Origin of the sequence: Wenzhouxiangella sediminis, from assembly GCF_003410055.1 — a bacterium.
In the GTDB taxonomy this organism is placed as follows: domain Bacteria; phylum Pseudomonadota; class Gammaproteobacteria; order Xanthomonadales; family Wenzhouxiangellaceae; genus Wenzhouxiangella; species Wenzhouxiangella sediminis.
The window spans coordinates 176,359-201,187 of the sequence record NZ_QUZK01000037.1 but is presented as its reverse complement, the minus strand read 5'-3'; the positions used below and the strand labels follow the sequence as shown (position 1 = coordinate 201,187).

The 24,829-nt window shown below is 66.7% G+C and carries 17 protein-coding genes; 9 read left to right on the top strand and 8 right to left on the bottom strand.

Features of this window, described 5'->3' with window-relative positions:
- Positions 1–57 precede the first annotated feature (57 nt).
- The 3 genes from DZC52_RS09475 (at position 58) to DZC52_RS09465 (ending at position 5,056) form a co-directional block, all read left to right on the top strand.
- Positions 58–1,551 carry a leucyl aminopeptidase gene (locus DZC52_RS09475; protein WP_116650897.1) on the top strand — a complete coding sequence of 498 codons (1,494 nt, stop codon included), beginning with the start codon at positions 58–60 and terminating at the stop codon, positions 1,549–1,551.
- A gap of 219 nt (positions 1,552–1,770) precedes the next feature.
- The gene (locus DZC52_RS09470) at positions 1,771–2,172 is read left to right on the top strand and encodes a DNA polymerase III subunit chi (RefSeq protein WP_116650896.1); all 402 of its coding nucleotides are present in this window, start codon (positions 1,771–1,773) and stop codon (positions 2,170–2,172) included.
- Between the two features lie 115 nt (positions 2,173–2,287).
- On the top strand, positions 2,288–5,056 hold the full coding sequence (locus tag DZC52_RS09465) for a valine--tRNA ligase (protein ID WP_116650895.1): 2,769 nt from the start codon (positions 2,288–2,290) through the stop codon (positions 5,054–5,056).
- Here DZC52_RS09465 and DZC52_RS09460 read toward each other — a convergent pair.
- Genes DZC52_RS09460 through DZC52_RS09450 form a run of 3 tightly spaced genes read right to left on the bottom strand, consistent with a single transcriptional unit; the run spans position 5,050 to position 12,514 of the window.
- Positions 5,050–8,103, bottom strand: coding sequence for an efflux RND transporter permease subunit (locus DZC52_RS09460; RefSeq protein ID WP_116650894.1), 3,054 nt, complete (start codon positions 8,101–8,103; stop codon positions 5,050–5,052). The genes DZC52_RS09465 and DZC52_RS09460 overlap by 7 nt on opposite strands.
- Complete coding sequence (locus DZC52_RS09455) at positions 8,100–11,399, bottom strand: efflux RND transporter permease subunit (RefSeq protein WP_116650893.1); 3,300 nt, start codon at positions 11,397–11,399, stop codon at positions 8,100–8,102. The genes DZC52_RS09460 and DZC52_RS09455 overlap by 4 nt, the downstream gene beginning before the upstream one ends.
- A complete protein-coding gene (locus tag DZC52_RS09450) occupies positions 11,396–12,514 on the bottom strand; it encodes an efflux RND transporter periplasmic adaptor subunit (RefSeq protein WP_116650892.1) in 1,119 nt (372 codons plus the stop codon). Before DZC52_RS09450 ends, DZC52_RS09455 begins: the two co-directional genes overlap by 4 nt.
- A gap of 162 nt (positions 12,515–12,676) precedes the next feature.
- On the opposite strand from DZC52_RS09450, the gene DZC52_RS09445 reads away from it, so the two are divergent.
- The 5 genes from DZC52_RS09445 to DZC52_RS09425 all read left to right on the top strand — a co-directional run bounded on the left by DZC52_RS09445 (position 12,677) and on the right by DZC52_RS09425 (position 19,274).
- Positions 12,677–14,068: a hypothetical protein gene (locus tag DZC52_RS09445; RefSeq protein ID WP_116650891.1), complete on the top strand. Its 1,392-nt coding sequence runs from the start codon at positions 12,677–12,679 to the stop codon at positions 14,066–14,068.
- A gap of 55 nt (positions 14,069–14,123) precedes the next feature.
- The gene (locus DZC52_RS09440) at positions 14,124–15,245 is read left to right on the top strand and encodes a hypothetical protein (RefSeq protein WP_116650890.1); all 1,122 of its coding nucleotides are present in this window, start codon (positions 14,124–14,126) and stop codon (positions 15,243–15,245) included.
- 55 nt (positions 15,246–15,300) lie between these two features.
- Positions 15,301–16,812, top strand: coding sequence for a CSLREA domain-containing protein (locus DZC52_RS09435; RefSeq protein ID WP_181918873.1), 1,512 nt, complete (start codon positions 15,301–15,303; stop codon positions 16,810–16,812).
- Between the two features lie 87 nt (positions 16,813–16,899).
- Positions 16,900–17,655: a right-handed parallel beta-helix repeat-containing protein gene (locus tag DZC52_RS09430; RefSeq protein ID WP_116650888.1), complete on the top strand. Its 756-nt coding sequence runs from the start codon at positions 16,900–16,902 to the stop codon at positions 17,653–17,655.
- Between the two features lie 92 nt (positions 17,656–17,747).
- Positions 17,748–19,274, top strand: coding sequence for a CSLREA domain-containing protein (locus DZC52_RS09425; RefSeq protein ID WP_181918872.1), 1,527 nt, complete (start codon positions 17,748–17,750; stop codon positions 19,272–19,274).
- A 16-nt stretch (positions 19,275–19,290) separates the two neighbouring features.
- On the opposite strand, the gene DZC52_RS09420 is transcribed toward DZC52_RS09425, so the two are convergent.
- The 5 genes from DZC52_RS09420 to pssA are packed head-to-tail and all read right to left on the bottom strand — an operon-like array spanning position 19,291 to position 24,074.
- A complete protein-coding gene (locus DZC52_RS09420) occupies positions 19,291–19,887 on the bottom strand; it encodes an ECF-type sigma factor (RefSeq protein WP_116650886.1) in 597 nt (198 codons plus the stop codon).
- Positions 19,880–22,279 (bottom strand): serine/threonine protein kinase, encoded by a 2,400-nt coding sequence (locus DZC52_RS09415; protein ID WP_181918871.1) that lies wholly within the window; start codon positions 22,277–22,279, stop codon positions 19,880–19,882. The genes DZC52_RS09420 and DZC52_RS09415 overlap by 8 nt, the downstream gene beginning before the upstream one ends.
- A gap of 48 nt (positions 22,280–22,327) precedes the next feature.
- Positions 22,328–22,807, bottom strand: a complete 480-nt coding sequence (rimI, locus tag DZC52_RS09410; RefSeq protein WP_116650884.1) for a ribosomal protein S18-alanine N-acetyltransferase — start codon at positions 22,805–22,807, stop codon at positions 22,328–22,330.
- A complete protein-coding gene (locus DZC52_RS09405; protein ID WP_147307649.1) occupies positions 22,807–23,295 on the bottom strand; it encodes a hypothetical protein in 489 nt (162 codons plus the stop codon). The genes rimI and DZC52_RS09405 overlap by 1 nt, the downstream gene beginning before the upstream one ends.
- Complete coding sequence (pssA, locus tag DZC52_RS09400; RefSeq protein ID WP_116650882.1) at positions 23,292–24,074, bottom strand: CDP-diacylglycerol--serine O-phosphatidyltransferase; 783 nt, start codon at positions 24,072–24,074, stop codon at positions 23,292–23,294. The genes DZC52_RS09405 and pssA overlap by 4 nt, the downstream gene beginning before the upstream one ends.
- A gap of 114 nt (positions 24,075–24,188) precedes the next feature.
- Here pssA and DZC52_RS09395 point away from each other — a divergent pair, with 114 nt between their 5' ends.
- Complete coding sequence (locus DZC52_RS09395; RefSeq protein WP_116650881.1) at positions 24,189–24,650, top strand: DUF4124 domain-containing protein; 462 nt, start codon at positions 24,189–24,191, stop codon at positions 24,648–24,650.
- Positions 24,651–24,829 lie beyond the last annotated feature (179 nt).

The window sequence follows — 24,829 nt, the reverse complement described above, 5'->3', positions numbered from 1 at the left end:
GAAGGGCTGCCATTATCATGCAGAATAACTTCGAATCTGAGCAGGACTTGAGAACCCATGCAGTTTACAACCACCGATGCCGCGCCGACCGCGGTTGATACCGATTGCCTGATCGCCGGCCTGAGTGAAGACGGGCTTTCGGGCCACCTAGCCGAAATCGACCGTGCCAGCGACGGATTGTTGTCACGCCTGCATGAAAGCGGCGACCTGCCGGCCAAGGCCGGCCAGACGGTCATGCTGCACGCCGTGCCGGGCATCCAGGCGGACCGGCTGCTCATCGTTGGACTCGGCAAGACCGAGAAGTTCGACGGCGTCGCCTTCGACAAGGCCGTCAAGGCCGCCGGCAAGGCCCTGAGACAATCTCGGGCGAAGTCGGCTCACTGCCTGCTCGCCGACGCCGACGTGGCCGACCGCGGCAACGACTGGAAGCTGCGGCAGGCCGGCATCGCGCTGGTCTACGCCGACTACATCTACAGCGCCACCAAGCAACCCAAGGACGACGCACCGCCGGCGACCGAAACGGTCAGCTTCCCGGGCGGAGACGGCGCAGCGCAGCAGCTGTCGCTGGCCTCGGCGATCGCCGCCGGCGTCCGGCGCGCCCGCGACCTGGCCGACCTGCCGCCCAATATCTGCACGCCGGCCTACCTGGCCGAAACCGCCGAGAAGATGGCCGCCGAGCACGCCAAGCTCGAAGTCGAGATTCTCGAGGAAGACACGATGCGCTCGCTCGGCATGAACGCCCTGATGGCAGTCGCCGAGGGCAGCGCCAACCGCCCACGCCTGATTCGCCTGAGCTGGAAGGGCGGCGCTTCCGGCGACGCCCCGCTGGCCATGGTCGGCAAGGGCGTGACCTTCGATACCGGCGGCATCTCGATCAAGCCGCGCGACCTGATGGAACAGATGAAGTTCGACATGGGCGGCGCAGCCGCCACGATCGGCGCCATCGAAGCTGTCGCCCGACTCGGCCTGCCGATGAACGTCGAGGGCGTGGTCGCCGCGGTCGAGAACATGCCCGACGGCAAGGCCTACCGCCCCGGCGACGTCATCACGGCGATGAACGGCAAGACCATCGAAGTTCACAACACCGATGCCGAGGGCCGCATGATCCTGGCCGACGCCCTGTCCTGGACCGGCCAGAAGCTCAAGCCGCAGACGACCGTCGACATGGCCACCCTGACCGGTGCCTGCGTCGTGGCCCTGGGTCATCACGCCAGCGCGGTCATGACGCAGGACGACGAACTGGCCGAAGAATTGCTCACCGCCGGCCAGCGCTCGGCCGACCGCACCTGGCGCCTGCCCCTGTGGGACGACTACCAGGAGCAGATCGAGTCGCCGTTCGCCGACATGAAGAACATCGGCGGCATGCCGGCCGGCTCGATTACCGCCGGCTGCTTCCTGTCGCGCTTCGCCGAAGGCCAGCGCTGGGCCCACATCGACTGCGCCGGTTCGGCCTGGCAGTGGGGCAAGCCCGAATCCGGCACGGGCCGGCCCGTGGGCATGCTCGTCGACTGGCTCGTGCACCGCGCCGGCGGCTGGGACGCCCTCGACTGAGCCCTGGCGCGTCCCTGGGTATCACGTCTTCGTTTCCCGCCGGTGGGGATTGATTTCTCGCAACGGCGCCAAGGCGCAAGGGTCGCAAGGGAAAATGATCAAGTTCTCCAGAAGGAAGAAACGGTAATGCGCTCCGGTGAAGCACCAGGAATCAGACATACTTATCGTAGCTTTGCGTCCTTTGCGCCATAGCGCCTTTGCGAGAGGCTTTTCCAGCCCATGAGAGTGGACTTCTACGAAATGGGCGGGCGGTTTTCCGATCCGCTGTACGTGGCCGGGGTGCTGGTTTCGAAGGCCTGGCCGGCGACGAAGGACATTGCCGTCGTCGGGTCTGCCGGCGACCTGGCGAAGCTTGACGAGCAGCTGTGGGCGCAACCCGAGGGCCGTTTCCTTCCGCACGATCGCGCACCCGCGAAGGCACCCATCCAGTTGCTCGAGAAGGCGCCGGCCGAAGCCGGCATCCTGATCAACCTGGATCCGGCGGCTCCGCTTCCCGAGGGGCGCTACCAGCGCGTGCTGGAAATCGTGCCGCCCGACGAATCGCTCAAGCAGAAACTGCGCGAGCGCTGGATGGCCTGGAAGGAACGCGGCGCGGAATTGCAACATCATGTACTGAAATAGAAAGCAGGGTTTCAGGGTTCAGGTTTCAGGTTTCAGGGGCGGGCTTCGATTGGTCTTTCCTGAAACCTGAAACCTGAAACCTGAAGCCTTCGAGACCACAGAGATCCCGAAGACCATGGACAAGACCTACAACCCCGACCAAATCGAAGCGCGCTGGTATCCCTACTGGGAAGATAAAGGCTGCTTCAAGCCCTCCGGCGAAGGCGAGCCGTTCACCATCCTGCTGCCGCCACCCAACGTCACCGGCACGCTGCACATGGGTCACGCCTTCCAGCACACCCTGATGGACGCGCTGATCCGCTACCAGCGGCTCAAAGGGCGCGACACGCTCTGGCAGGTCGGAGTCGATCACGCCGGCATCGCCACCGAGATGGTCGTCACGCGCCAGATCGAGGCCGAGGGCGGCAAGCGCGACGACTACACGCGCGAGGAGTTCATCGAGAAGGTCTGGGACTGGAAGGAACATTCGGGCTCGACCATCACCTCGCAGATGCGACGCCTGGGCGCTTCGGCCGACTGGTCGCGCGAGCGCTTCACCATGAACCCGGATCTGTCGGAGGCGGTCAACGAGACCTTCGTGCGCCTGTTCGAGGAAGGCAAGATCTACCGCGGCCCGCGCCTGGTCAACTGGGACCCGGTCCTGAAGACGGCCATCTCCGATCTCGAAGTCGTCAACAGCGAGGAGCAGGGCAAGCTCTGGTCGATTCGCTATCCGCGTACCGACGGCGAAGGCGACGTCATCGTGGCCACCACGCGCCCGGAAACCCTGCTCGGCGACGTCTGCGTGGCGGTACATCCCGACGACGATCGCTACGCCGACCTGGTCGGCAAGACGGTCGAGCTGCCGCTGACCGACCGGCAGATTCCCGTCGTCGCCGACGAATACGTCGACATGGAATTCGGCACCGGCTGCGTGAAGATCACGCCGGCGCACGATTTCAATGACTGGGAAGTCGGCAGCCGCCACGACTTCGAACCGATCAACATCTTCACCCCGACGGCCGAGATCAACGACAACGCGCCGGAGGCCTACCGCGGCCTCGACCGCTTCGAGGCGAGGAAGCGCGTGATCGAAGACCTGAAGGCGCAGGACCTGCTGGTCGAGGAAAAGCCGCACACGCTGATGGTGCCCCGCGGGGACCGCTCGGGCCAGGTGATCGAGCCGTATCTCACCGACCAGTGGTTCGTAAAGATGGACGAACTCGGCAAGATCGGGCTCGACGCGGTCGAGTCGGGCGAGGTCGAGTTCGTGCCGGGCAACTGGATCAACACCTACCGGCACTGGATGGAAAACCTCCAGGACTGGTGCATCTCGCGCCAGCTGTGGTGGGGCCATCGCATTCCCGCCTGGTACGACGAGGACGGCAACGTCCATGTCGGCCGCACCGAGGACGAGGCCCGCGCCAACAGCGACCTGCCCGCCGACGCGAAGCTCACACAGGACGAAGACGTCCTCGAGACGTGGTTCTCGTCCGCTCTATGGGCGCATTCGACGCTCGGCTGGCCTAACGAAGCGCGCATGAACAGCGAGGGCTTTGATCGCTACCTGCCCACCTCGGTGCTGATCACCGGCTTCGACATCATCTTCTTCTGGGTCGCGAGGATGATCATGATGACGAAGCACTTCACCGGCGAGGTGCCGTTCGAGCAGGTCTACATCACCGGCCTGATCCGTGACCGCGACGGCCAGAAGATGTCGAAGTCTAAGGGCAACGTGCTCGACCCGATCGACCTCATCGACGGCATCGATCTCGAATCGCTGGTGGACAAGCGCACCGCCTCGATGATGCAGCCGCAGAAAGCCAAGGCGGTGGCGAAGGCCACGCGCGAGGAATACCCCGACGGCATTCCCGCCTTCGGCGCGGACGCCCTGCGTTTCACTTTCACGGCCCTGGCCGGCCACGGCCGCGACATCAAGTTCGACCTGGGCCGCTGCGAGGGCTACCGCAACTTCCTCAACAAGCTCTGGAACGCCGCGCGCTTCACGCTGATGAACACCGGCGAGGAGAAGCTGCCGGTGCCGGCCGAAGGCGACTACGACGTCCTGTCGCGCTGGATCCGCTCGGCGCTCGGTCGGACGATCAACGAGGTGGATGCCGCCCTGGCCGACTATCGTTTCGACCTGGCCGCCAAAGCGCTCTACGAATTCGTCTGGCACGAGTTCTGCGACTGGTATCTCGAACTCGCCAAGCCCGCCCTGGCCGAGGATGCCGACGAGGCGACGGCCCGGGCCACGCGCCATACCCTGGCCACCGTGCTGGAAGCCACGCTCAAGCTGCTGCACCCCTTCGTGCCCTTCATCACCGAGGAAATCTGGCAGCGCGTGCGCATCCCCGCCGGCGTTGAAGCCGAAACCATCATGGCCACGCGCTGGCCGGAAGCCGGCGCCATCGACGAAGCGGCCGAGCAGGACGCCGAGTGGCTCAAGACCGTGATCTCCGCCATCCGCTCGGCGCGCACCGAACTCGGCCTGGCACCGGGCAAACCGATGCCGTTGATGGTGCAGCTCGGCGGCGACGATGACCACGAACGCCTGGAGCGATTTGGCAGCCTGATCCGGCGCCTGGCGCGCATCGAGTCGATCGAGCGGGTGTCGGACGACCGCGACAGCGGCGATTGTGCCGTTGCCCTGGCCGGCAACCTGCGGCTATTGATACCGCTGGCCGGCCTGGTCGACATCGGGGAGGAAGTCGCGCGGCTGAACAAGCAGCTCGAACGCGAACAGAAAGGGCTGGCCCAGGCCGAAAAGAAGCTCGCCAACGAACGCTTCGTCGACAACGCGCCGGCCGAGGTGGTCGACAAGGAACGCCAGCGCCTGGAAGAGCACAAGACCAAGGTCTGCGAGCTGTCGAACCAGATCGATAAGCTCTCGAGGCTTCAGTAGCTGCGCCTCGTTCCAAGCGACGCACGCTGGCGCACGACCCGCGTCCAGCCGCGCAGCCGATCCAGCAGCACGTAGACGAAGGGCACGACCACCAGGCTGACCACGGTCGAGAAGGCCAGGCCGCCGATCACGGCCCGGGCCATCGGGAAGTAAGGCGGGCCGTCGCCGCCGATGCGGGTCTGGCCCAGGGCCAGCGGGATCATGGCCAGGATGGTGGTCGCCGCCGTCATCAGGATCGGGCGCAGGCGATCGCGACCGGCCTGGATCACGGCCTCGTCGCGCGGCATGCCGCGGCGTCTGAGGTTGTTGACGTGATCGATGAGCACGATACCGTTGTTGACCACGATACCCATCAGCACGAGCATGCCGATCATCGCCATCAGCGACATCTCGGTACCGGTGAGGAAGAAGAACCAGAACACGCCGATGAACGAGAACACGATCGAGGTGACGATCGAGGCGGGGAAGAGCGTCGACTCGAACAGCGCGGCCATGACGATGAAGATCAGCGCGATCGCCAGCAGCATGTTGAACATCATCTGGGTCATCGCGTCGTTTTCTCGCTGGAAGGCCTGGCCGAAACTCCAGCCGTAGCCCGGCGGCAGGGCGACCTGTTCCATCATGGCGCCGATGGCCTCCCGCGCCTCGCCCATCGACAGGTCCTCGAGGTTCATGTTGACGTTGAGACTGGTGCGCCGGTTGAGCCGGAAGACGTTGGTCGGCCCGTCCACGGTCTCGAAATCGGCCACCGCGGCCAGGCGGATGCGCTCGCCGCGGTCGTTGACCAGCGGCAGGTTGGCCAGTTGCGCCGCGCTTTGCCGATCGCCGCCGTGGAAGGCCAGGCGCATGGTCATCTCGCCTTCGGGGCCGCGGAATTCGTTGAGCCGATCGCCGCGCATCGCCACCGAGATCGCCTGCGCGACCTGCCGGCTCGACAGGCCGTGGCGGATGGCGCGCTGCCGGTCCACCCGCACCTGCACTTCCTGCGCACCCGAGGTCGAATCCGACCGCACATCGACCAGGCCTTCCACCGTCGAGAGCACGCGCGCGACCTCGTCGGACAACTGGAAAAGGCGCTCGCTCGACTCCCCGTGCAAGGTCAGGCTGAGCGACTCGCCGCCGCCCCCGCGCTGGAATTCGAAGCCCGGCCGCCCGATGGCGATGGCCGGCAGGTCCTCGCGCACGAGCTCGCGGATGCGCTCGTTGGAGACCTTCCGGTCGGGATCGAGGATCAGGGTGGTTTCGGCACGATCCTCGCTGTAGTAGCTGTAGAGCGATTCGAAGCCGAAGCGCTCCTGGTTGTCGCGCAGGTAGGCCTCGATGCGGTCGACGTCGCGGCGAACCCGTTCGAGTGAATAAGTGCCCTCGACGTTGTAGTGCAACATCATGCGGTCGCCTTCGGCCTGCTGGAACATGTTGGTCTTCATCTGGCCCAGCGGCACGACCGCGCTGGCCAGGAGGACGAACACGCCAAGCGCCGTAAGCCAGCGCCGCCGCAGGCTGAAGTCGAGCACCGAAGCGTAGGCATCGGTCAGGCGGTTGAGCCAGCCGCCGGCCTTCGGCGGCGGCGGAGCCGGCACCTTGAGCGTGAGCAGCGGGATAATGGTCTGGGCGATCAGCAGCGAGGCGATCAGCGCCACGGTGATGGCATAGGCGACGAAAGACAGAAAGGCCGTGATCTCGTTCTGGGCGCCGAAGATGTTGGGCAGGAACACGATGACGGTCGTCAGCGTGCCGGCGGTGACGGCCATGGCCACCTCGCGCACGCCGACGAGCGTGGCGCGCCCCGGCTGGTCGGGAAAGCGCTGCCGGCAGCGATAGATGCTCTCGGTCACGACGACCGCGTTGTCGACCAGCATGCCGATGGCCAGCATCAGGCCCATCATGGTCAGGATGTTCAGCGACAGGCCCAGGAAGTACATGGCCCCGAGCGTGATCAGCACCGCCGCCGGCACCGACAGCATCACGATCAGGGTGGTCGCCCACTGCCGCAGGAAGGCGTACAGCACCACCATCGACATCAGCGCGCCGATCAGCCCGGCCAGGGCCAGGTCCTTGAGCGACTGCACGACGCCCTCGGCCTGGCTGAAGAGCACGAACAGGTTGATCCCTTCCATTTCGGGCAGTTCGTTGATGGCGTTGATTTCGTCGAGCACGGCCTCGGAGACTTCGACCAGGTTGGCGCCGCTCTCGGAGAAGATGTTCACGCCGACCGCGAACTGCCCGTCGAGCAGGCGTTCGTAGCGCCGCGGCGGCGACTCGACGCTGACCTCGGCGATGTCGCCCAGGCGCAGGCCGCGATCGTTGATGGGCAGGCGCCGGATCTCATCCACGTCGGCGAAGGTGCCCAGCGGCGTGACGCGAATGCGCCGTCCCGCGGCATCGTCCTCGACGTAGCCGGCCGAGACCGAGAAGTTGGCCCCGCGCAGCCGATCGCGCAGCGCGTTGATGTCGACACCGTGCGCGGCTACCCGGTCGGCGTGCAGCAGGATCCGGACCTCGCGCGGCTCGACGCCGTCGATTTCCACGCTGGCCACGCCCTCGATTCGCTCGAGGCGACGACGGACGTTGCGATCCAGCAGCTCCCAGGCGTCGCTGAGATCCCGGTTGGAGCCGATGCGCAGCCCCAGGATGGGATCGTTGCTGCTGGTGAAACGTCGCACGAAGACGCGATCGACGTCATCGGGCAGGCGATGGCGGATGCCGTCGATCTTGTCCTTGGCCTCGACGCCCCGGGCGTCCATGTCGGCATCCCAGTCGAAGAACACGATCAGCATCACCGCGTCCTGGCCGACGTTGGTGATCATGCGCTGGATGCCGTCCATGGTCGCCAGCGCTTCCTCGACGGGACGCGCGATCAGCTGCTCGACCTCCTCGGGCGAACTGCCGGGATACGGGATCTCGATCATCATGCCGGGGAAGTCCACGTCCGGGAAGAATTCCAGCGGCAGCAGCCGGGTGGCGACCAGGCCGAACACGGCCAGGCTCAAGAAGACCATGCAGGTCGTCACCGGGCGACGGATGGCCAGGCGGGGCAGCCGATTCATGATGCCGTCACCGCTTCCCGAGCCGTGCCGTCGTCGGCCGCCGTGCGGCGCCGGTCGAGCAGGCTGTAGACCACGGGAATCACGACCAGGGTCAGGGCCGTCGAAAGCAACAGGCCGCCGATGACCGCGATCGCCATGGGCGCGCGCATTTCGGACCCTTCGCCGAGGCCTATTGCCAGCGGAAGCAGGCCCAGAACGGTGGTCAGCGTAGTCATCACGATCGGCCGCAAGCGAGCGCGCCCGGCCTCGACGATGGCCGTCTCGCGCGGCATGCCTTCGGCACGCAACTGGTTGATGCGAGTGACCAGCACGATCGCGTTGTTGACGACAATGCCGGCGAGCATGATCACCCCGATGAAGACCACGACGGACAGCGTGGTGCCGGTCAGCCACAGCGCGAAGACCGCGCCGGTGAGCGCCAGCGGAATGGTCAGGAGAATCACGAAGGGGTGCAGCAGCGATTCGAACTGCGAGGCCATGACCAGGTAGACCAGGAACACGGCAAGGCCCAGTGCGAGCACGAGCGAACCGAAGGCACGCTGCATCTCGTCGCTCTGGCCGGCGACGCGCACGCTCACACCCCGCGGCATGGGAATGGCCGCGATGATCTCTCTCGCCTCCGCCGCGGCGGACCCCAGGTCGCCGAAACTGGCGTCGGCCGAGACCACGGCCACCCGTTGCTGGCCGACGCGACGGATCTCGCCGGGGCCGACAGCCACGTCGATGTCGGCCACCGCATCGAGCGTGACGGGACGCTCGGCACCCGGGTTGACGACCAGCTGGCCGATACGCTCGGGCGAGGCCCGCTGCTCGTCGATTACGCGCACCCGCACGTCGATCTCGCGCTCGCGCCAGCTGTAGCGGGTGGGCACGTCGCCGCGCACCTGGCGAACGACGGTGTCGGCGATCTGGTCGGCCCGCAGCCCCAGCCGCGCAGCACGCTCATGATCGAAACGGATCCGGATCTCGGGATAGCCCTGCTCGGCCGAGGAGCGCACGTCGTCGAAGCGGGACGACTCGTTCATGCCCGCAGCGATCCGCGCGGCGACGGTTCTCAGGTCCTCGAGGTCGTAGCCGGCGACCTCGACCTCCAGTGGCGTCGCGAGGGTGAACAACTCCGGCTGGCCGATGGTGTAGTCCACGCCCGCCCGTTCGTCCAGGTAGTCGCGCAGGGCGGCCTGGACCGCCTCGCCGTCGGCGCCGGGCTTGAGCACGACGTTGAATGTGGCCCGGTGCTCGCCGGCCTCTTCCGGGTTGGCGTCCATGCGATCGCCGGTGCCCACCAGCGCATCGGTGCGTTCGACTTGCGGCCACTGCCTGGCCACGGCGGCCAGCCCAGCCACCATTTCGCCGGTCTGCTCGAGCGGGGTGCCCGGGCTGAGTGCGATCTCGACGCGGAACTCGCCCTGGTCGAGGGCGGGCACCAGTTCCATGCCCAGGCGCGGCACCATCGCCATGGCCAGAGCGAATAGTCCGACCGCCAGCAGCACGGTGCGGCCGCGCCGGCGCATCGACGCTTCCAGCACGCGCGGATAGGCGCGCGACAGGAAATCGTAGCCGCGGTTGAACGCCCCCACCATCGGGCGCAGCAGCAGGGCCAGCAAGCGGCCGATCCCGCGGAACAGGCCCCCGGCCACGCGGGCAAGCAGCACGGCAAGGCTCGTGACCAGGCCCTGAAGCCGCGCCCGCATGCGGGCCATCCGCCCGTCGGGCCGCACCACGTCCGAATCGTCGAGCGGCAGCTCCCCGCCGACGCCGTTACGCGTACGCTCACCCAGTGAGGCCAGCATGGGAATCAGGGTCAGGGCCACCGCGAGGGAGACCAACAGCGCGAAGGTGACCGTCAGGGCCTGGTCGCGGAACAACTGGCCGGCAATGCCGTCGACGAAGGCCAGCGGCAGGAACACGGCGATGGTGGTCAGGGTCGCGGCCACGACCGCGCCGGACACCTCGCCGGCGCCGGCGCGCGCGGCCTCGATCAGTCCCATGCCCTGCTCGCGCTTGGCGGCGATGTTCTCCAGCACGACGATGGCGTTATCGACCAGCAGGCCGATGGCCAGGGCGATGCCGCCAAGCGACATGATGTTGAGGGTCAGTCCGGCGCCGTACATAGCCGCGAAGGTCGCCACGACCGAGACCGGGATGGCCAGGCCGACGACCACCGTTGCCCGCGCACTTTTCAGGAACAGGTAGAGCACGGCGATGGCCAGCAGGCCGCCGATCAACGCCGCCTGCACCACCTCGTCGATGGCGTTGCGGATGAAGACCGACTGGTCGTAGACGCGAGTCAGCGCGAGGTCGGCGGGCAACTCGGAGCGGATCCGGCCCAGCCGCCGCTCGACCGCCCGGGCCACCGAAACCACGTTGGCGTCGCCTTCTCGATAGAGCGCCAGCTCGACCATTTCCTGGCCGTCGACGCGCGTGATGGCGTCGCGTTCTCGCCAGCCCTCGCGCACTTCGGCGATGTCGCGCAGGTAGATCGGCTCGCCGTCGCGGGTGGTCACGATCAGGCCCGAGATTTCCTCGACGGTTTCGAATTCGTTGATGGTGCGCACCAGGAACTGCCGTGTGCCCTCCTCCAGGCGACCGCCGGAGAGATTGACGTTCTCGGCGCGCAGCCGCTGGGCGACCTCGGCGGGGTCAAGATCGAGCTGGGCCAGGCGGTACTGGTCGAGCAGGACCTGGATTTCGTCCTCCAGGCCGCCGGAGACGGTGATGGCGGCCACGCCCTCGATGGACTCCATGTCCTTCTTGAGGCGCTCCTCGGCGTGGCGCCGGAGGATGCGCAGGGTCGCGAACTGGTCGCTTTCGTCACCGGGCAGGATGCGGCTGGCGGCGTCGGCCTCGCGCGCGGCCTCGGAAGTGTCGCGCGAGAGCGCAAAGCGCATCACCGGCTCGGTCGAGGGATCGAAGCGCAGCAACAGGGGGCGTTCGGACTGCAGCGGCAGGGTCAATCGCTCGATGCGTTCGCGCACGTCGATGGCGGCGCGATCCATGTCGCTGCCCCAGGCGAACTCCAGGGTGACGTCCGACTGCCCCGTCCGGGAGATCGAACGCACGCGCTGCACACCCTGGACGACGCCGACGACTTCCTCGATGGGCCGGGTGATGAGATTCTCGATCTCGCCGGGTGCGGCCCCGGCGAACTCGGTGCGCACGGTCAGCGTGGGATAGGCCAGGTCCGGCAGCAGGCTGATATCGAGCCGGGACAGCGAAACCAGGCCGAAAAGCAGCACGGCGAGGGTGAACATGGCAATCGTCACCCGCCGGCGCGTAGCGAGGCGGATGACGTTCATGACGAGATATCCACCGCTTCGGTGTTTTCGGCCACGGCCTGCTCGCTGATCGCCTGCGGCGGCTCGGCGTCCTCGCTGCCGAGCACCTGCACGCGGGCCCCGCTCTTGAGGCTGGCCTGCCCGGTCACGACCACCGACTCGCCCGGTTCGATCCCGGCGACGATTTCGTAGTCGCCGTTGTTGCGGTAACCGACCTCCACGCCCCGGCGCTGGGCCTGGCCGTCGGCCACGACGAACACCGAGGCTTCGCCGTCCTCGATCAGCACCGCCTCGACGGGAACGAGCACGGCCTGGTCGCGGCGGTCGTAGACGATGTCGAAGCGACCGAACATCCCCGGCCGCAGCCGTCCCGATTCATCGCGAAGCTCCACCGTGACGCGGAACGTGCCCGAGTCGGCGTCGATGACCGGGCTGATGCGATCGATGACGCCGACGAAGCGCTCGCCCGGAATGGCGTCGGCGCTCAGGGAGGCCGCCTGACCGGGGGCCAGGCGCGACAGTTCGCGCTCGGGCACGTGCAAGGTCGCCTGCAGCGGATCGAGCGCCGTCACGCGAAAGACCGGCTCGCTGGTGGAAACCATGTTGCCCACCTTGATCATGCGCTCGGAGACGACGCCGGTGATGGGCGCCTCGATGGCCGTGTAGGACAATTCGAGCCGGGCCAGCTCGACGGCGGCCTGCTGTGCCTCGAACTGATACTGGAGGCGCTCGAAGGCCTCGGTGCTGATCATGTCGCGCTCGTGCATTTCGCGCTGGCGCTCGAGATCCTGGCGCAGGCGCTTGAGATCGGCTTCGGCGCGCAGCAGCTCCAGTCGGAGGCGCTCGTCGTCGATCCGCGCCAGCACGTCGCCGGCAGCAACGCGATCGCCTTCTTCGACTTCCAGGGCGGTAATCCGGCCGCCCACGCGCGGCACGACCGCCGCCTCGCCGTCGGCCTCGAGGGTAGCCGTGGCCGAGTAGAAGGCCTCGATGGCATCCTGCCGGGCGGCAACCGCCTCGACCGGCACCGCCGGCGATTCCTCCTTCTCCTCGTTCACGGCGGTTGACTGCTTCGATCCACAAGCCGTCGCAAGCCCCAGGCTCGCAACCAGCAGAAGTGACAGCGTCTTGTTCATGATTCGGCTCGCCTCGGATGGGGCAATCAAGTGTGTTGGTGAACTATAACAGTAGGACGACTCGAGGGCATGGGCCAAAGGTCATGGTCGCCGACCCGGATGATCCGAATCGCTGCGCGTTTCCGATGACAGGGACAAACGCTTCTGATCGAGGGAATCGCCATGCAGTCCATGTTTCGCCTTCTGCCCGCCGCCGGACTCGTCCTGCTGATGCTTCAGGCAGCCCCCGCGGCGGCTGCCACGATTGCCGTCGACACGCTGGATGACACCATCGACCGACGCGCCTGCTCGCTGCGGGCTGCCGTCCAGGCGGCCCACACAGACCGCCCCGTCGGCGCCTGCAAGGCCGGTACGCCGGGCGCCGACACGATCCGGTTTCGCGCCGGGCTGGGCGGCGCCATCCGCCTGAAATCACCGCTCTACATCGAATCCGATCTCGCCATCGAGGGACCGGGACGGGACCGCCTTGCGATCTCAGACGGGGTCGTCAACGTCGTGACCGCGGGCCAGGCGCGTGTCGATCTCGAAAACCTGGAGATGAGAACGGGCCTGTTCATTCGAGCCGCGGCGGCTGTCAACATCCGCTCGGTCCGGTTCAAGTCGATCCGCAGCCGGATGAGCCGCGCTTCGGCCATCCAGGTGCACGGCTCGCGCTTCGGTCCGGTGGGAGCGATCTCGATCCGGCACTCGAGCTTCGAAGGCAACGAGGGCGGCGACAGCCCGCTGGCCGTCGTGGGCGAGACCCTGCGCCTGTCCCTGGACGATGTCGACTTCCTGGGCAATGCCGGCGACCTGTCCGGCGGACTCCTGCTCGACGGCGCCGGTCCGATCCGGGTCGACGTGTCCGACAGCTTGTTTGTCGGCAACCAGTCGCTCGGCGGCCTGTCCGGGGCCATCGCCTCGCTGGACGAGGCCGAACTCGACCTGACCCGCAGCACGTTCGTCGGCAATCGCGCGCAGGAATCGGGCGCTTTGTTCGTCGTCGCCGACCGGCTTCGCATCGCCAATTCGGTTTTCGAGCGCAACGGCAGCCCTTACGCCGGGGCCATACAGGTCCTGCAACTGACCGGTGCGAGCGGGCAATCGCAGCTCCTGTTCTCCACGCTCGTCGACAACGACCGGGGCGGCGCAGCACCCGCCCTGGTCAACGACGCCCCGGACACGCTCTGGCTGGCCGGCAACCTGATGCGCCCCGGAAACGCGTGGGCCGTCTGCCAGCCCCGGGGCCTGACTTCAATGGGCTACAACCTCGAGCTCGATACTGGTTCGTGCCGACTCAACGGTCCGGGTGACGTCGATCACGCGCAGATGACCCTCTACCGAACCCGCGGCGGGACATCGGCCTATCCCGTTCCCGCGCCGGATCCCTATCACTACGCCGCCGTCGATGCCGTTCCGCCATACGCCTGCGGCGATCTGCACGGCTCGTCGATCGACCACGACCGGCTCGGGCGAACACGGCCCGTCGACTACGCGTCGGGGCAGCCGGGCGCCAACTGCGATGTCGGCGCGATCGAGCTGAGAGCGGTCGACGCACTCACCCCGATGCCCTGAATCAAGCACATTCCGGCACCTGAAAGCGCTGCACCATTCGCAAGGAGAGTCAACCATGTCGTCGAAACCAATCACGTTCGCAATCCTGCTCCTATCCATCGTCTTCCTTGCCTGGTCTCCCGGGACTCAGGCTCAACTCGATCGCCTCAAGAGCGCCGCCGAGCGTGTCGGCGGCCTGGTCGAGGGCGTCGAGGAACCGGCTTCCGGGGACACCGAGGGCGCCCACGACCCTGAAGACAGCGCCGGTCATGACACCGCGACGGCCGACGCCGAGAAGATCATTGCGCTCCATGCCGAGCATGGCGACGTGCTCGACACCATCCACGGCAACAGCGTCGTCTACTACGACAATCCGGACGCCGCGAGTGAGGGCCTGGACAGAATCGAAGCCGCCGAAACGGCGGCCGCGGAGATTCGCCCCCTGATGCAGAACGTCGCCGAGCGATACGGCCGAGAGCGCGGCGCCATCACCGAGGCCATGGACGCCGCCGGCGTGTCGGTCGACAAGGCCAACTACATGGTGGCCGCCAACGCCCACGACCTGTTCGAGTTTCTGGAGCAACTGGCGGGTACGCGATCGGCGAGCGCCCAGACCCTCGTCGACGGCGTTCGTTCGAGGCTGGACGACCTCGACGATTTTGCCGCGAACATCCAGCAGCAGCGCCTTGCCGAGGCGATGGAGATGATCGAGATCGCCCAGGAGATCGATCCGAGCCACCCGGAACTCGGCCGCCTGCGTGTGGCCGTGGAAGAGGCCGCAAGCGAAAAGCAGGCCGAGCAGAAGGCACGGATCGAATCGGCCGAATGGCCCGGCCACGTTGCGTCCTTCGACGGCCCCGGTTCCATCGAGCAACTCTCGAGGTCGGTCCATCAATACCTTTCGAACGACCGCGACTGGGGGCAGCGCGAAGTCAAGCCCCAGGAAATCCTCAGCGTGGCCGTTCGCGGCCCCTGGCAGGTCGCCAAGCGCGACATCCTCGGCCAGCCGGTTCAATGGCGCCTGCCCGTGCTGGTAGCCGTCACCGACGAAGAACTCAGGCCCGACGGCATCGCCCGCGCCTACGAGCTGAGCATGGTGGCCATGGAGGGCGCGGCCAACGACGCGCCGAAATCCCCGCCCTGGGACGGCTTCTGGGTCGGCGACAACTTCTTCCTGAACCTGGATGCACTGCCCTGAAGAGACGGCGTCAGTTCACAGGCAACCACTCATCTCGTACTCAGCAGGTACCACTATGATTCACACATTCCTCCTTCGATGTGCCCTGTTATCGGCGCTTTTCGCCCCGGCCAGCGCGCTGGCCGCATTCATCACGGTCAACACCCTGGACGACGAAGCCAATGCGGACGGCGACTGTTCGCTGCGGGAAGCGATCCAGTCGGCCAACCAGAACACGGCCTTCGACAGCTGCACCGCCGGAGACAGCATTGGCACCGATTCCATCTTCATCGGCGTGACCGGCACGATCAATCTGGGCAATGCCATCCAGATCACCGAACGCGTCGATCTGTTCGGAGCGGGTCGCGACAGCCTGACCATCTCCGGCCAGGGCGCGAGCTCGATCTTCATCATCAACGCGCCCGACGATACGCACGACGTCGAGATCAGACTCCTGACGCTGGCCGACGGCTCGGAGGCCGTCCCCGGCGCCGCCCTCTGGATCCAGCGCGGAGGCACCATCCGCCTCGAGCAACTTCGAGTCGCCGGCAACCAGACGAACGGAGACGCGCCCGGAGGGGCCATCGCCGTGCAGCTGCCGGTCGAATCCGAAGACATCACCCGCCTCGAGGTGATTCGATCGCGCTTCGAAAACAACTCGGCAGCCGGTCGCGGCGGCGCCATATACCTTGCGGGATTTCCCGGGCAAGAACCGCTCGACAGCCTGCTGATCGAAGAATCGAGCTTCATCGGGAATTCCGCCGGGCTCAGCGGGGGCGTCATCTACGCCGATGATGTACGAGCGATCGCGATCGACCGAAGCGTCTTCAGCGGCAACATCGCGGAAGGTACGTCGAACGGTGCGATCGCCGGCGGTGCCCTCAGTCTCCGGTCCTCCGACCTCGTGCGAATTACCTCGTCCACGTTTGACGACAACAATGCCGATAGCGGCGGCGGCGCCATTTCCGCCATATCCGGCTCCGTGCTGATCGTCGAGAACAGCACGTTCACCGGCAACTACTCGGGCTCGAACTTCGGCAACGCCGTCCATCTTCGGTTCGACACGACCGCCAGTGTGTTCTTCAGCACTCTGGTGGGAAACGACCTGTCCGGACGGCCGACCGACAGCGTTTTCTCGATCGGCGAGTCAAGCACGCTCTCGCTCGGCCACAGCATCGTCTGGACAGAAGGTTCCGAGTCGGAGCCGGAATGCAAGTTGACGAGCACCGACTCGGTGTTCAACTCGCTCGGCTTCAATATCGACACCAGCGGCACGTGTACCGGGCATGCCGACGATCTGCCGATGACGGACCCGAACCTGTCGATGCTCGACGACTTCGGCGACGACACCAGTTGGGCGATGCTGGAGACGTTCCTTCCGCTGAGCGGCAGTCCCGCCATCGACGGGGGCAGCGTCGGTCCGTGCGCGGGCGCCTTCGGCGCAACGCTGGCGACCGACCAGCGCGGTCAGACGCGCGCCATCGACGGCGATGCGTCGGGCGAGGCGCAGTGCGATATCGGCGCGGTGGAGTTTCAGCCAGCCGACAACCCGGTGATCTTCTCCGACCGGTTCGAAGGCAGCCCGTGAATCGAAAGCGTCGCGGGGAATGAGCCGATTGGCCGTCGCGCTCCGATAGGAGATTCAGAACCCGAGTTTCATCAGAGGACCATCGTCATGCTTCGAATCAGTCTCCTGGTAACGACCGCCCTGGCCGCGCTTGCCGCCCACGCGGACTGCAAGCCACTGACCCGCTTTCCAGCGACCATCGATGCACCCGGGCGCTATTGCCTGGACGCCCCGGCAAACGTTCGAATCTCCAGCGGCGAGGCGATTTTCGTCGACGCCGGTAACGTCACGCTCGATCTCAACGGCTTCGCGCTGTCCAACCAGGGCAACGCCGATGGCTATTGTCCGAACGAACTGCTCGACGCACCGACGGTCGGGATTGGCATCACCGGCGCGGTCGCCAATGTGACCGTGCGCAACGGCAGCGTGTCGTGTTTCGGACGGGGCATCGAGGGCGTGAGCGCCTGCGACGGCTGCTCGATCGGTCACACGATCGAGAACATGAACGTTCACCAGTCGGGGAGCTACGGCATCTTTCTCGACGCGTGGAATGCAACCGTTCGCGGCAACCACGTGTTTCGCACCGGATTCGCGCGAGGCGTTGAATTCGCGGCCGGCATCCAGGTGCAAGGCTCGGGCAACGCCATCGTCGATAACGACGTGATGTCGGTTGTCGGCGAGAACTCGATCGGTATCGGCACGTCCAACGGCAACGCCGCCCTCATCGCCGGCAATCGCGTCCAGCAGGCTCAGTACGGCTTCCGGCTGTTCGGCGGTTCGGCCGTGCGCTTCCGCGACAACCTGACCGCCGAGGTCTCCCGCGCCTACGTCGGTCAGGGCGTGGATCTGGGCAACAACGACTGAATCGTTGCCGGCAACTTCCCCGGTGCTCGCGAGGGCGCCAGGGACCCGGGCCGATGACCGCCAAGAAGCGACCCGACCCTCGGAGGCAAACGATGAATCTGATCTGGACCTTGCGGAGCCTTCTTGCATTCGGCCTGCTCGTACCCGGCATTGCGATCGGTGCTTCGATTCTCGTCAACACCGTCGACGACGAACTCAACAGCGACGGCGACTGCTCGCTGCGAGAGGCCATCCACACCGCCAACACCGGCCTTGTTATCGACAACTGTAATCAGGGAAGCGCAGGAGCGGACACGATTACGGTGCTGGTGAACGGGCGGATACCCCTGCTCAGCCAGCTCGACATCACCGAAGCCGTGACAATCCAGGGCCTGGGCGGGGATACCACCGTTGTCTCCGGCAGTTTGCTCACCCGCGTGATGAGAATCGACGCACCCGGCCAGGACGTGGTGCTGAGAGACCTCGCACTTGCCAACGGCTATACCGACGGTTTTCTCGGCGGCTCCGCACTCCTCGTCGAGTGCGCCGACACGGTTCGTCTCGAATCGCTTCGCGTGACGACCAGCGAAGCCGCGGGAACAGGCGGCGGCGGAGGAATCCTGGTCAACCCCGATACCGGCTGCAACACCCGTCTCGAGATCATCGATTCCAGGATCGACCAAAACCAGGCCGCAGGTCCGGGCGGCGCGATACACGTCGACAACGAACCGATCTCCGGTAACGAATCCACCCGCGTGGACTCCGTGTCGATCGACTCGACCCATTTCCGGGGCAATTCCAGCGGCGCCTCCGGGGGCGCAATCTACGCCAACCAGGTCCCCATCCTCGCGATCGTCGACTCCCTCCTCGAGGAAAACCAGGCCACGCCGTCGGGTGCGGGAACGTCGCGGGGCGGTGCAGTCCACGTGCGACAGACCGGCGCGGTGATCGGGACGGTTCTGACCCAGATCGAGCGAAGCAGCTTCGTGGCCAACTTCGCCGAACATGGAGGCGCCATTACCGTGGCCTCAAACGTGGCGGCCATCCTGCGCAACGCAACGCTGTTCGGCAACAACAGCGCAACCTCCGATGGCGGCTCGGCGATTCTTCTGACCGGCTCGGCTTCGATGGCCGTCTTTCATTCCACCCTGGTCGACAACGGCAGCGGAATCGCGTCGGACGTCGGAGTGAAGGCACGGGACGGGGCGAGCGCTTCTTTCAATCACTCGATCATCGCGACCCAGTGGCCGACGTCCGCCTACTGCACCGCGACGACCGGCGGCACGATCCAGTCATCGGGCTACAACATCGACTCCGGCGACAGCTGCGCGACACAAGCGACCGATCGGTCCGACACCTCACCGGGCCTGGGCGACCCCAGCGGCTTCAGCGAGCCCGGCGCCCCCTTCGAGCAATTCCTGCTGATCCCCGATTCCGGCAGCCCGGCCATCGACGGCGGGACGGCGGGCGGATGTCCCGGCCCGTTCGGCGGCAACACGACCGAAGACCAACGTGGCGAGACGCGCCCGGTGAGCGTACTCGCGCGAGGCACCGGGCCGCTTTGCGATATCGGCGCGATCGAATTCCAGCCTGCCGACCAACCACTGCTGTTCAGCGACCGCTTCGAATCCGGCGGCTGACGGGTCGCCCGGCGCTTCAGCCGCCCCGATCCGTCGTTTCGCCACCCAGCTCGCGCTTCAGCCACGCCCGCGCGAACTGCCAGTCGCGCTTGGCCGTGGCCGGCGAGATCTTCAGCGACTGCGCCGTTTCCTCGAAGGTGTAGCCACCGAAGACGTGGCATTCGACCACGCGGGCAGCCCGCGGGTCGTGGCGTGCGAGTGATTCGAGAGCGTCGTCGAGGGCGATCAGCTGGTCCGCCTTTTCGCAGGACAGCTCGACACGACGATCCTCTTCGAGCTGGGAGACGGAGACCGCCCGCTCCTCGCCGCCGCGCTTGTCGGCGTGGGCCTTCCGGGCATGGTCGATGATGATGCGGCGCAACACGGTCGCGGCCGTGGCAAAGAAATGCTGGCGGTCCTGCCAGTGCTTCTGCTCGCTCTTCGCCAGCCGGAGATAGACCTCGTTGACCAGCATCGTCGCCGACAGGGTCGGCTGCGGTGCTTGCTTGCCCATCTGGTTGCGCGCGAGCAGCTTCAGGCGCTCGTGCACCAGCGGCATCAGTGCATCGAGCCCGCCGCCGTCGGCCGCGGGGCGGTTGAGCAGGTCGGTCAGATCACGAGCAGCGTCACTCATCGCCCGGGCCCGGCAGGGATTCGAGATACTCGACGAGTTCCTGGTCACCGGCCTCGCGCGCCGCCGCCGCCAGCGCGTGGTCGATCGGCTCGGCGGCCAGGCGTCGCTCGAAAACACGCTGCCACAGGCGGGCGGAGTGATTTTCCACCAGGCGCCCGGAAAGCTCGGCCAGTCGGTCGAGCGCTGCACGCGCGGCGTCGCGCTCGCCCCGGGCGAGCCGGGCTCGCAGCACGCCGATCAGAGAGCGAACGCGGTGCGGATGCTCGTCGTCGAAGCCGCTGCTGGCCTCGAAGGCGCGGGCGAAAGCGGCCTCCGCCCCGGCATGATCACCGAGCTGTCGCTGCAGCGTGCCCTGGTTGAAGTAAAGGTGAGCCAGCATCTCGTGCCCCGGCGGAAGCGTCTTCTCTGCTATACGTGCTGCGGCGCGGAAATCGGCCAGGGCCGCCTGCGGACGGCCCCGCTCCAGGTTGAGCGCGCCGGAGGCGTTGCGCATGAAACCCACGCGCGGATGATCCGGCCCGAAGTGGCGCTCGAGCAGGGTCAGCGACCGCTCGACGCCTCCGGCGGCCCGCTCGAACCAGGGTTCGGGGGCCTCGGACCTCCGCGCCAGGTTGAAATACATGAATGCCAGGTTACCCCAGGCGGTGGCGTGGTCGACGATCACCTCCTCGAGCGGCAGGGTCTGCTGGATTTCGATGACCCGTTCCATCACCGCGGCCGCCTCTTCGAGCTGACCTTCCATTTCCAGGACGAGGGCATGTGCGTCCAGGATCGACGCCCGTTGTTCTGCAGGAATGCCCGGGGCCGATTGCATGGCCGAAAGCGCGGCATTCGCCGCCGTTCTGGCAGCTTCCGCATCGCCTAGCGCCATGGCGATGTTGGCCAGCTGCTTCCACGCGGCGGCCGCGGCGGCGGGCTCGCCGGGGGCCTCGGAAATGGCGTCCACGGCGGCTTGCGCGGCCTCGCGGGCGCGCTGCTGCTGGGCCAGGTTCCAGTAGCTGGTCGACAGCACACCGAGCAGGCGGGCGCGCGTGACCGCCGGCAATCGGCTCGAGGAATCCGTGAGTTCGGCCTGGGCGCGATCGAGAAGCTGCTCGACGCTGGGCGCGGCCGCTTCGCTGGCCACGGGGTCCGTCTGCTCGAACAAATGCGCCCAGAATTCGGCCGTGGCCTCGGCCCGGTCGCGCTCGAGGGCGATTCGCTCGGCCTGGGCATTAATCCGGGCATTGTTGACGGCCAGCACAACCGTCAGCGCCACGATTCCTGACAGCGCGGTCGCTGCGGTGACCGCGGGCCAGAAATTTCGCCGGATAAACTTGCCCGCCTGGTAGGCCAGGCTGGGGGCGCGAGCGGCCACCGGACGGTTGCCGAGCCAGCAGGCCAGGTCTTCGCCCAGGGCGGCCGCCGAGCCGTATCGACACTGCGGCTCGCCGCTCATGGCCTTTCGGCAGATGTTGAACAGGTCGACCGGCATGGATGCCGGGCGGGCGGGCTCAGGAGGCACGACGTCGTTCGCCGCATCCTCGCCCATCCCGACGTGGTAGGCCTTTCTGCCCGCCAGCAAACGGTAAAGCAGCGCGCCCAGGGAATAGACGTCCGACAGGGTGCTGGGCGAGTCGCCGCGCAGTTGCTCGGGTGAGGCGTAGTCCAGCGTGGCCGGCCGCTGCTCGCCGAAGCGCCGGGTCAGTTCCTCGTGGCCCGGCGAAAGCAGGCGGGAAATCCCGAAATCGACCAGCTGCACCCGCCCGTCGCGGGTCACCAAAACGTTTCCGGGCTTGAGATCGCTGTGGACGACCAGGTTCTGGTGGGCGTGCTGCACCGCTACACAAACCTGGCGGAAAAGACGCACCCGGGCCTTCAGGTCGAGCGCATGTGCTTCGCAATAATCGGTAATCGGTCCAGCGCCCTCGAGGAAGGGCATGACAAGGAACGGCCGGCCGTCGGGCGTCGTGCCGCTGTCGAGCATGGGGCAGATGCCGGGATGGTCGAGCCGTGCGAGGATCTCGCGCTCGCGCAGGAATCGGGCCATGGCCTGGTCGGTGACGAGACCGCGCTGGATGACCTTCAGCGCGACTTCCCGACCGTCGTCGCGGATACGCGCCAGCCAGACGGCGCCCATGCCGCCGCTGTCGATGCGATGGACGATCTCGAAACGACCGAAGCGCTGCCCCTCGAGGTCCGGCGGCAGTTCGGGGGCTGATGCCCCGAGCTCGCTGCTGTCGGGCAACCAGCCGGTCGCCTCCCGGTCGGCCGCCAGCAACTCCCGGACTTCCCGCCGGATATCGGCGTCCGTGCAGTTATCCGCCAGCCAGGCTTCGCGCTTGTCGGGCGGCAAATCCTGCGCCGCCGAATAGAACGACTTGACCTGCTGCCAACGGCTGTCCTGGTTCATGCATCCCTCGTGGCGCGCCCCCCGGCCGCGCCGCATGGCCTGTAACCTTCATTGTCCCCGCCGGTCGTCCAAATGCAACACCATCACCATCGCGTCCTCGCGGCCCTCGTTGGCTGGGTAGTAGCCGGGGCGCCGGCCGATGGTGCGAAAGCCGCTGCCCCGATAGAGCGCCACCGCGGCCTCGTTACTGGGCCGGACTTCGAGGAAGAGCCGGTTGGCAGTGCCGACCCGGGCCTCGCGGACCACGTGCTCCAGCAACAGGCGGGCCAGGCCGCCCCGACGTTGTTCGGGGTGGATGCAGAGATTGAGCAGGTGCGCTTCGTCGAGGGCATGGGAGACGATGCCGTAGCCTGCAATCTCGCTGTTGGCCTCGAGCACGTGGCAACGGTAGCCCACGCGCAGGCAATCCTGGAAGATGCCGCGTGTCCACGGAAAGGGATACGACGCCGTCTCGATACGCGTGATGGCGTCCAGGTCGCCGCGCGCCATGGCACGAACTTCCACGCGCGGCGAGAGAATGGCCGCCATTAGCCCGCGATCTCCCCAGCCAGCTTTCGCCACAGCCGGCGACGCGCTTCGGCGCTGGTCGACAGCACGGAGAGTTCCGGCGCGACCAGCACGCCCTGCTTCATCGCCCCGGGCGGAGGATCCCCGAAAGCGAGTACGTGTAAAACGCCGCGGGAATCCAGCTCGTCGACCGGCACGCCGGCCGAGTCCGAATGCGCCCACTGGCCGAAGCGGCAGCGCGCTGAACCGATGGTTGCCTGGATGTCGCCCAGCAGGACGTCGTGGCGCCCATCCCATGGCGAGCCCTGAACCAGCAGCCAATCGCCGTCGCCGGAGGCCATTCGCACCCGAGCGACGGCGCCTCCCGCCCCGGAATCCGTCACCTCAACGGCCGGCGTTTCGAGCACCGGGGCGGCCGCATCGGCCGATGCCCTGTCGCGTTCCCGCCGAATCCAGACGTCGATACCCAGCGCCGCAAGGCGTTCCCTCGAGGCCGCCGAGCGCATCACGAGCGGTCTCCCTCGCGCCGCCTGCGGATGCGCTGGCGATTGCGGCCGCGAACGGTCACGACCGGACCCGACAGGACATAGAGAATGCCCACGGTCAGCAGAACGGCCGGCAGGTCGATCGCCAGGAGCACCAGGAGCACGAGCAGCAGGAAGATCCATGCAAACGGCACGCGATCCCCGCGCGGACCGGCCTTGAAGCTGTAGTAGCGCACCCGCGACACCATCAGGGTGCCCAGCAGGATCGTGACCACCAGCAGCGGCCAGGACATGAGTTCGGGATTGATCTGGCGATCGTCGGAGAACCAGACGATGGCGACCAGCATGCCGGCGGCCGCCGGACTGGCCAGACCCTGGAAGTAGCGCTTGTCGGCGACCCCGGCCTGGGTGTTGAACCGGGCCAGGCGAAGTGCGGCGCAGGCGGCAAAGAAGAAGGCGCCGAGCCAGCCGGCCTTGGCGGCCACGGTGCCCGGGTCACCCAGTGTATCGAGCGTCCAGGTAAATACCAGCACGGCCGGCGCAATCCCGAATGAAACCATGTCGGAAAGCGAATCGTACTGGACACCGAACTCCGACTGCGTACCCGTCAGGCGCGCCACGCGGCCGTCAAGCCCGTCGAGCAGTCCAGCGATCATGATCGCGATGCAAGCCGACACGGGCTCGCCGCCGATCGCCGACACGATGGCGAAGAAGCCCGCCATCAATGCACCGGTGGTCAGCGCGTTGGGCAGCAGGAACGCGCCGCGGGCGGGAGTCTGTTCGGGTTGATCGTCGGCTGCCATGCCTCGGGCTGATCTCGTTTAGGGGGCCACAAGAATAGCATTCCACCCCGTACTTGCGTCTGCGCCGAGACTGCGGCAAAGTCGGTTCGTGAGCCCCTTCTCGAGGAAGCACGCATGAACAAGACCATCGTCAGCACCCTGCTCGCGGCCCTGCTGGCCGGGTTCATGGCCCTGCCCGGAGCCGTGGCGCAAGAGCAGACCATCTACAAGTGGGTGGACGAAGAAGGGGTCGTCCACTACACCGCACGCCCGCCCGAAGGCATCGACTACGAAGAAGTCGGTATCGAGACCCGTGAGCCGGTCGAATCCGCCAGCGCCGGGGAAGAGATGGCGGAAGGCGGCGCGGAGGCCGCGGCGCAAGGCATACCGCCCGCGCAGCCGGAAATGGAAGCGGCCGAACCGGATCCCGAAATGGTGGCTGAGCGTTGCGCCCAGGCCCGTCGCAATATCGAAAACCTGACCCAGCGTGCCAATGTACTGATTCGCGGAGACGACGGCGAACGCCGGCAGATTTCCGACGAGGAGCGCCAGCGCATGTTGCAGGAAGCCCGCGACTTCATCGACGAGTGGTGTTGAACCCCGACCCCCTCGCCCGAACGCGAACCTTCAGTCCCGAACACCCGATGCGCCCCTGAAACCTGAAACCGACGCAAAGCGTCGTCCCGGACCCCGATCCGGGACCTTCCAACCGAAGGCGCCACTGGATGGAAGGCCCCGGATCAAGTCCGGGGCGACGGGCGTTGCTCCCTGAAACC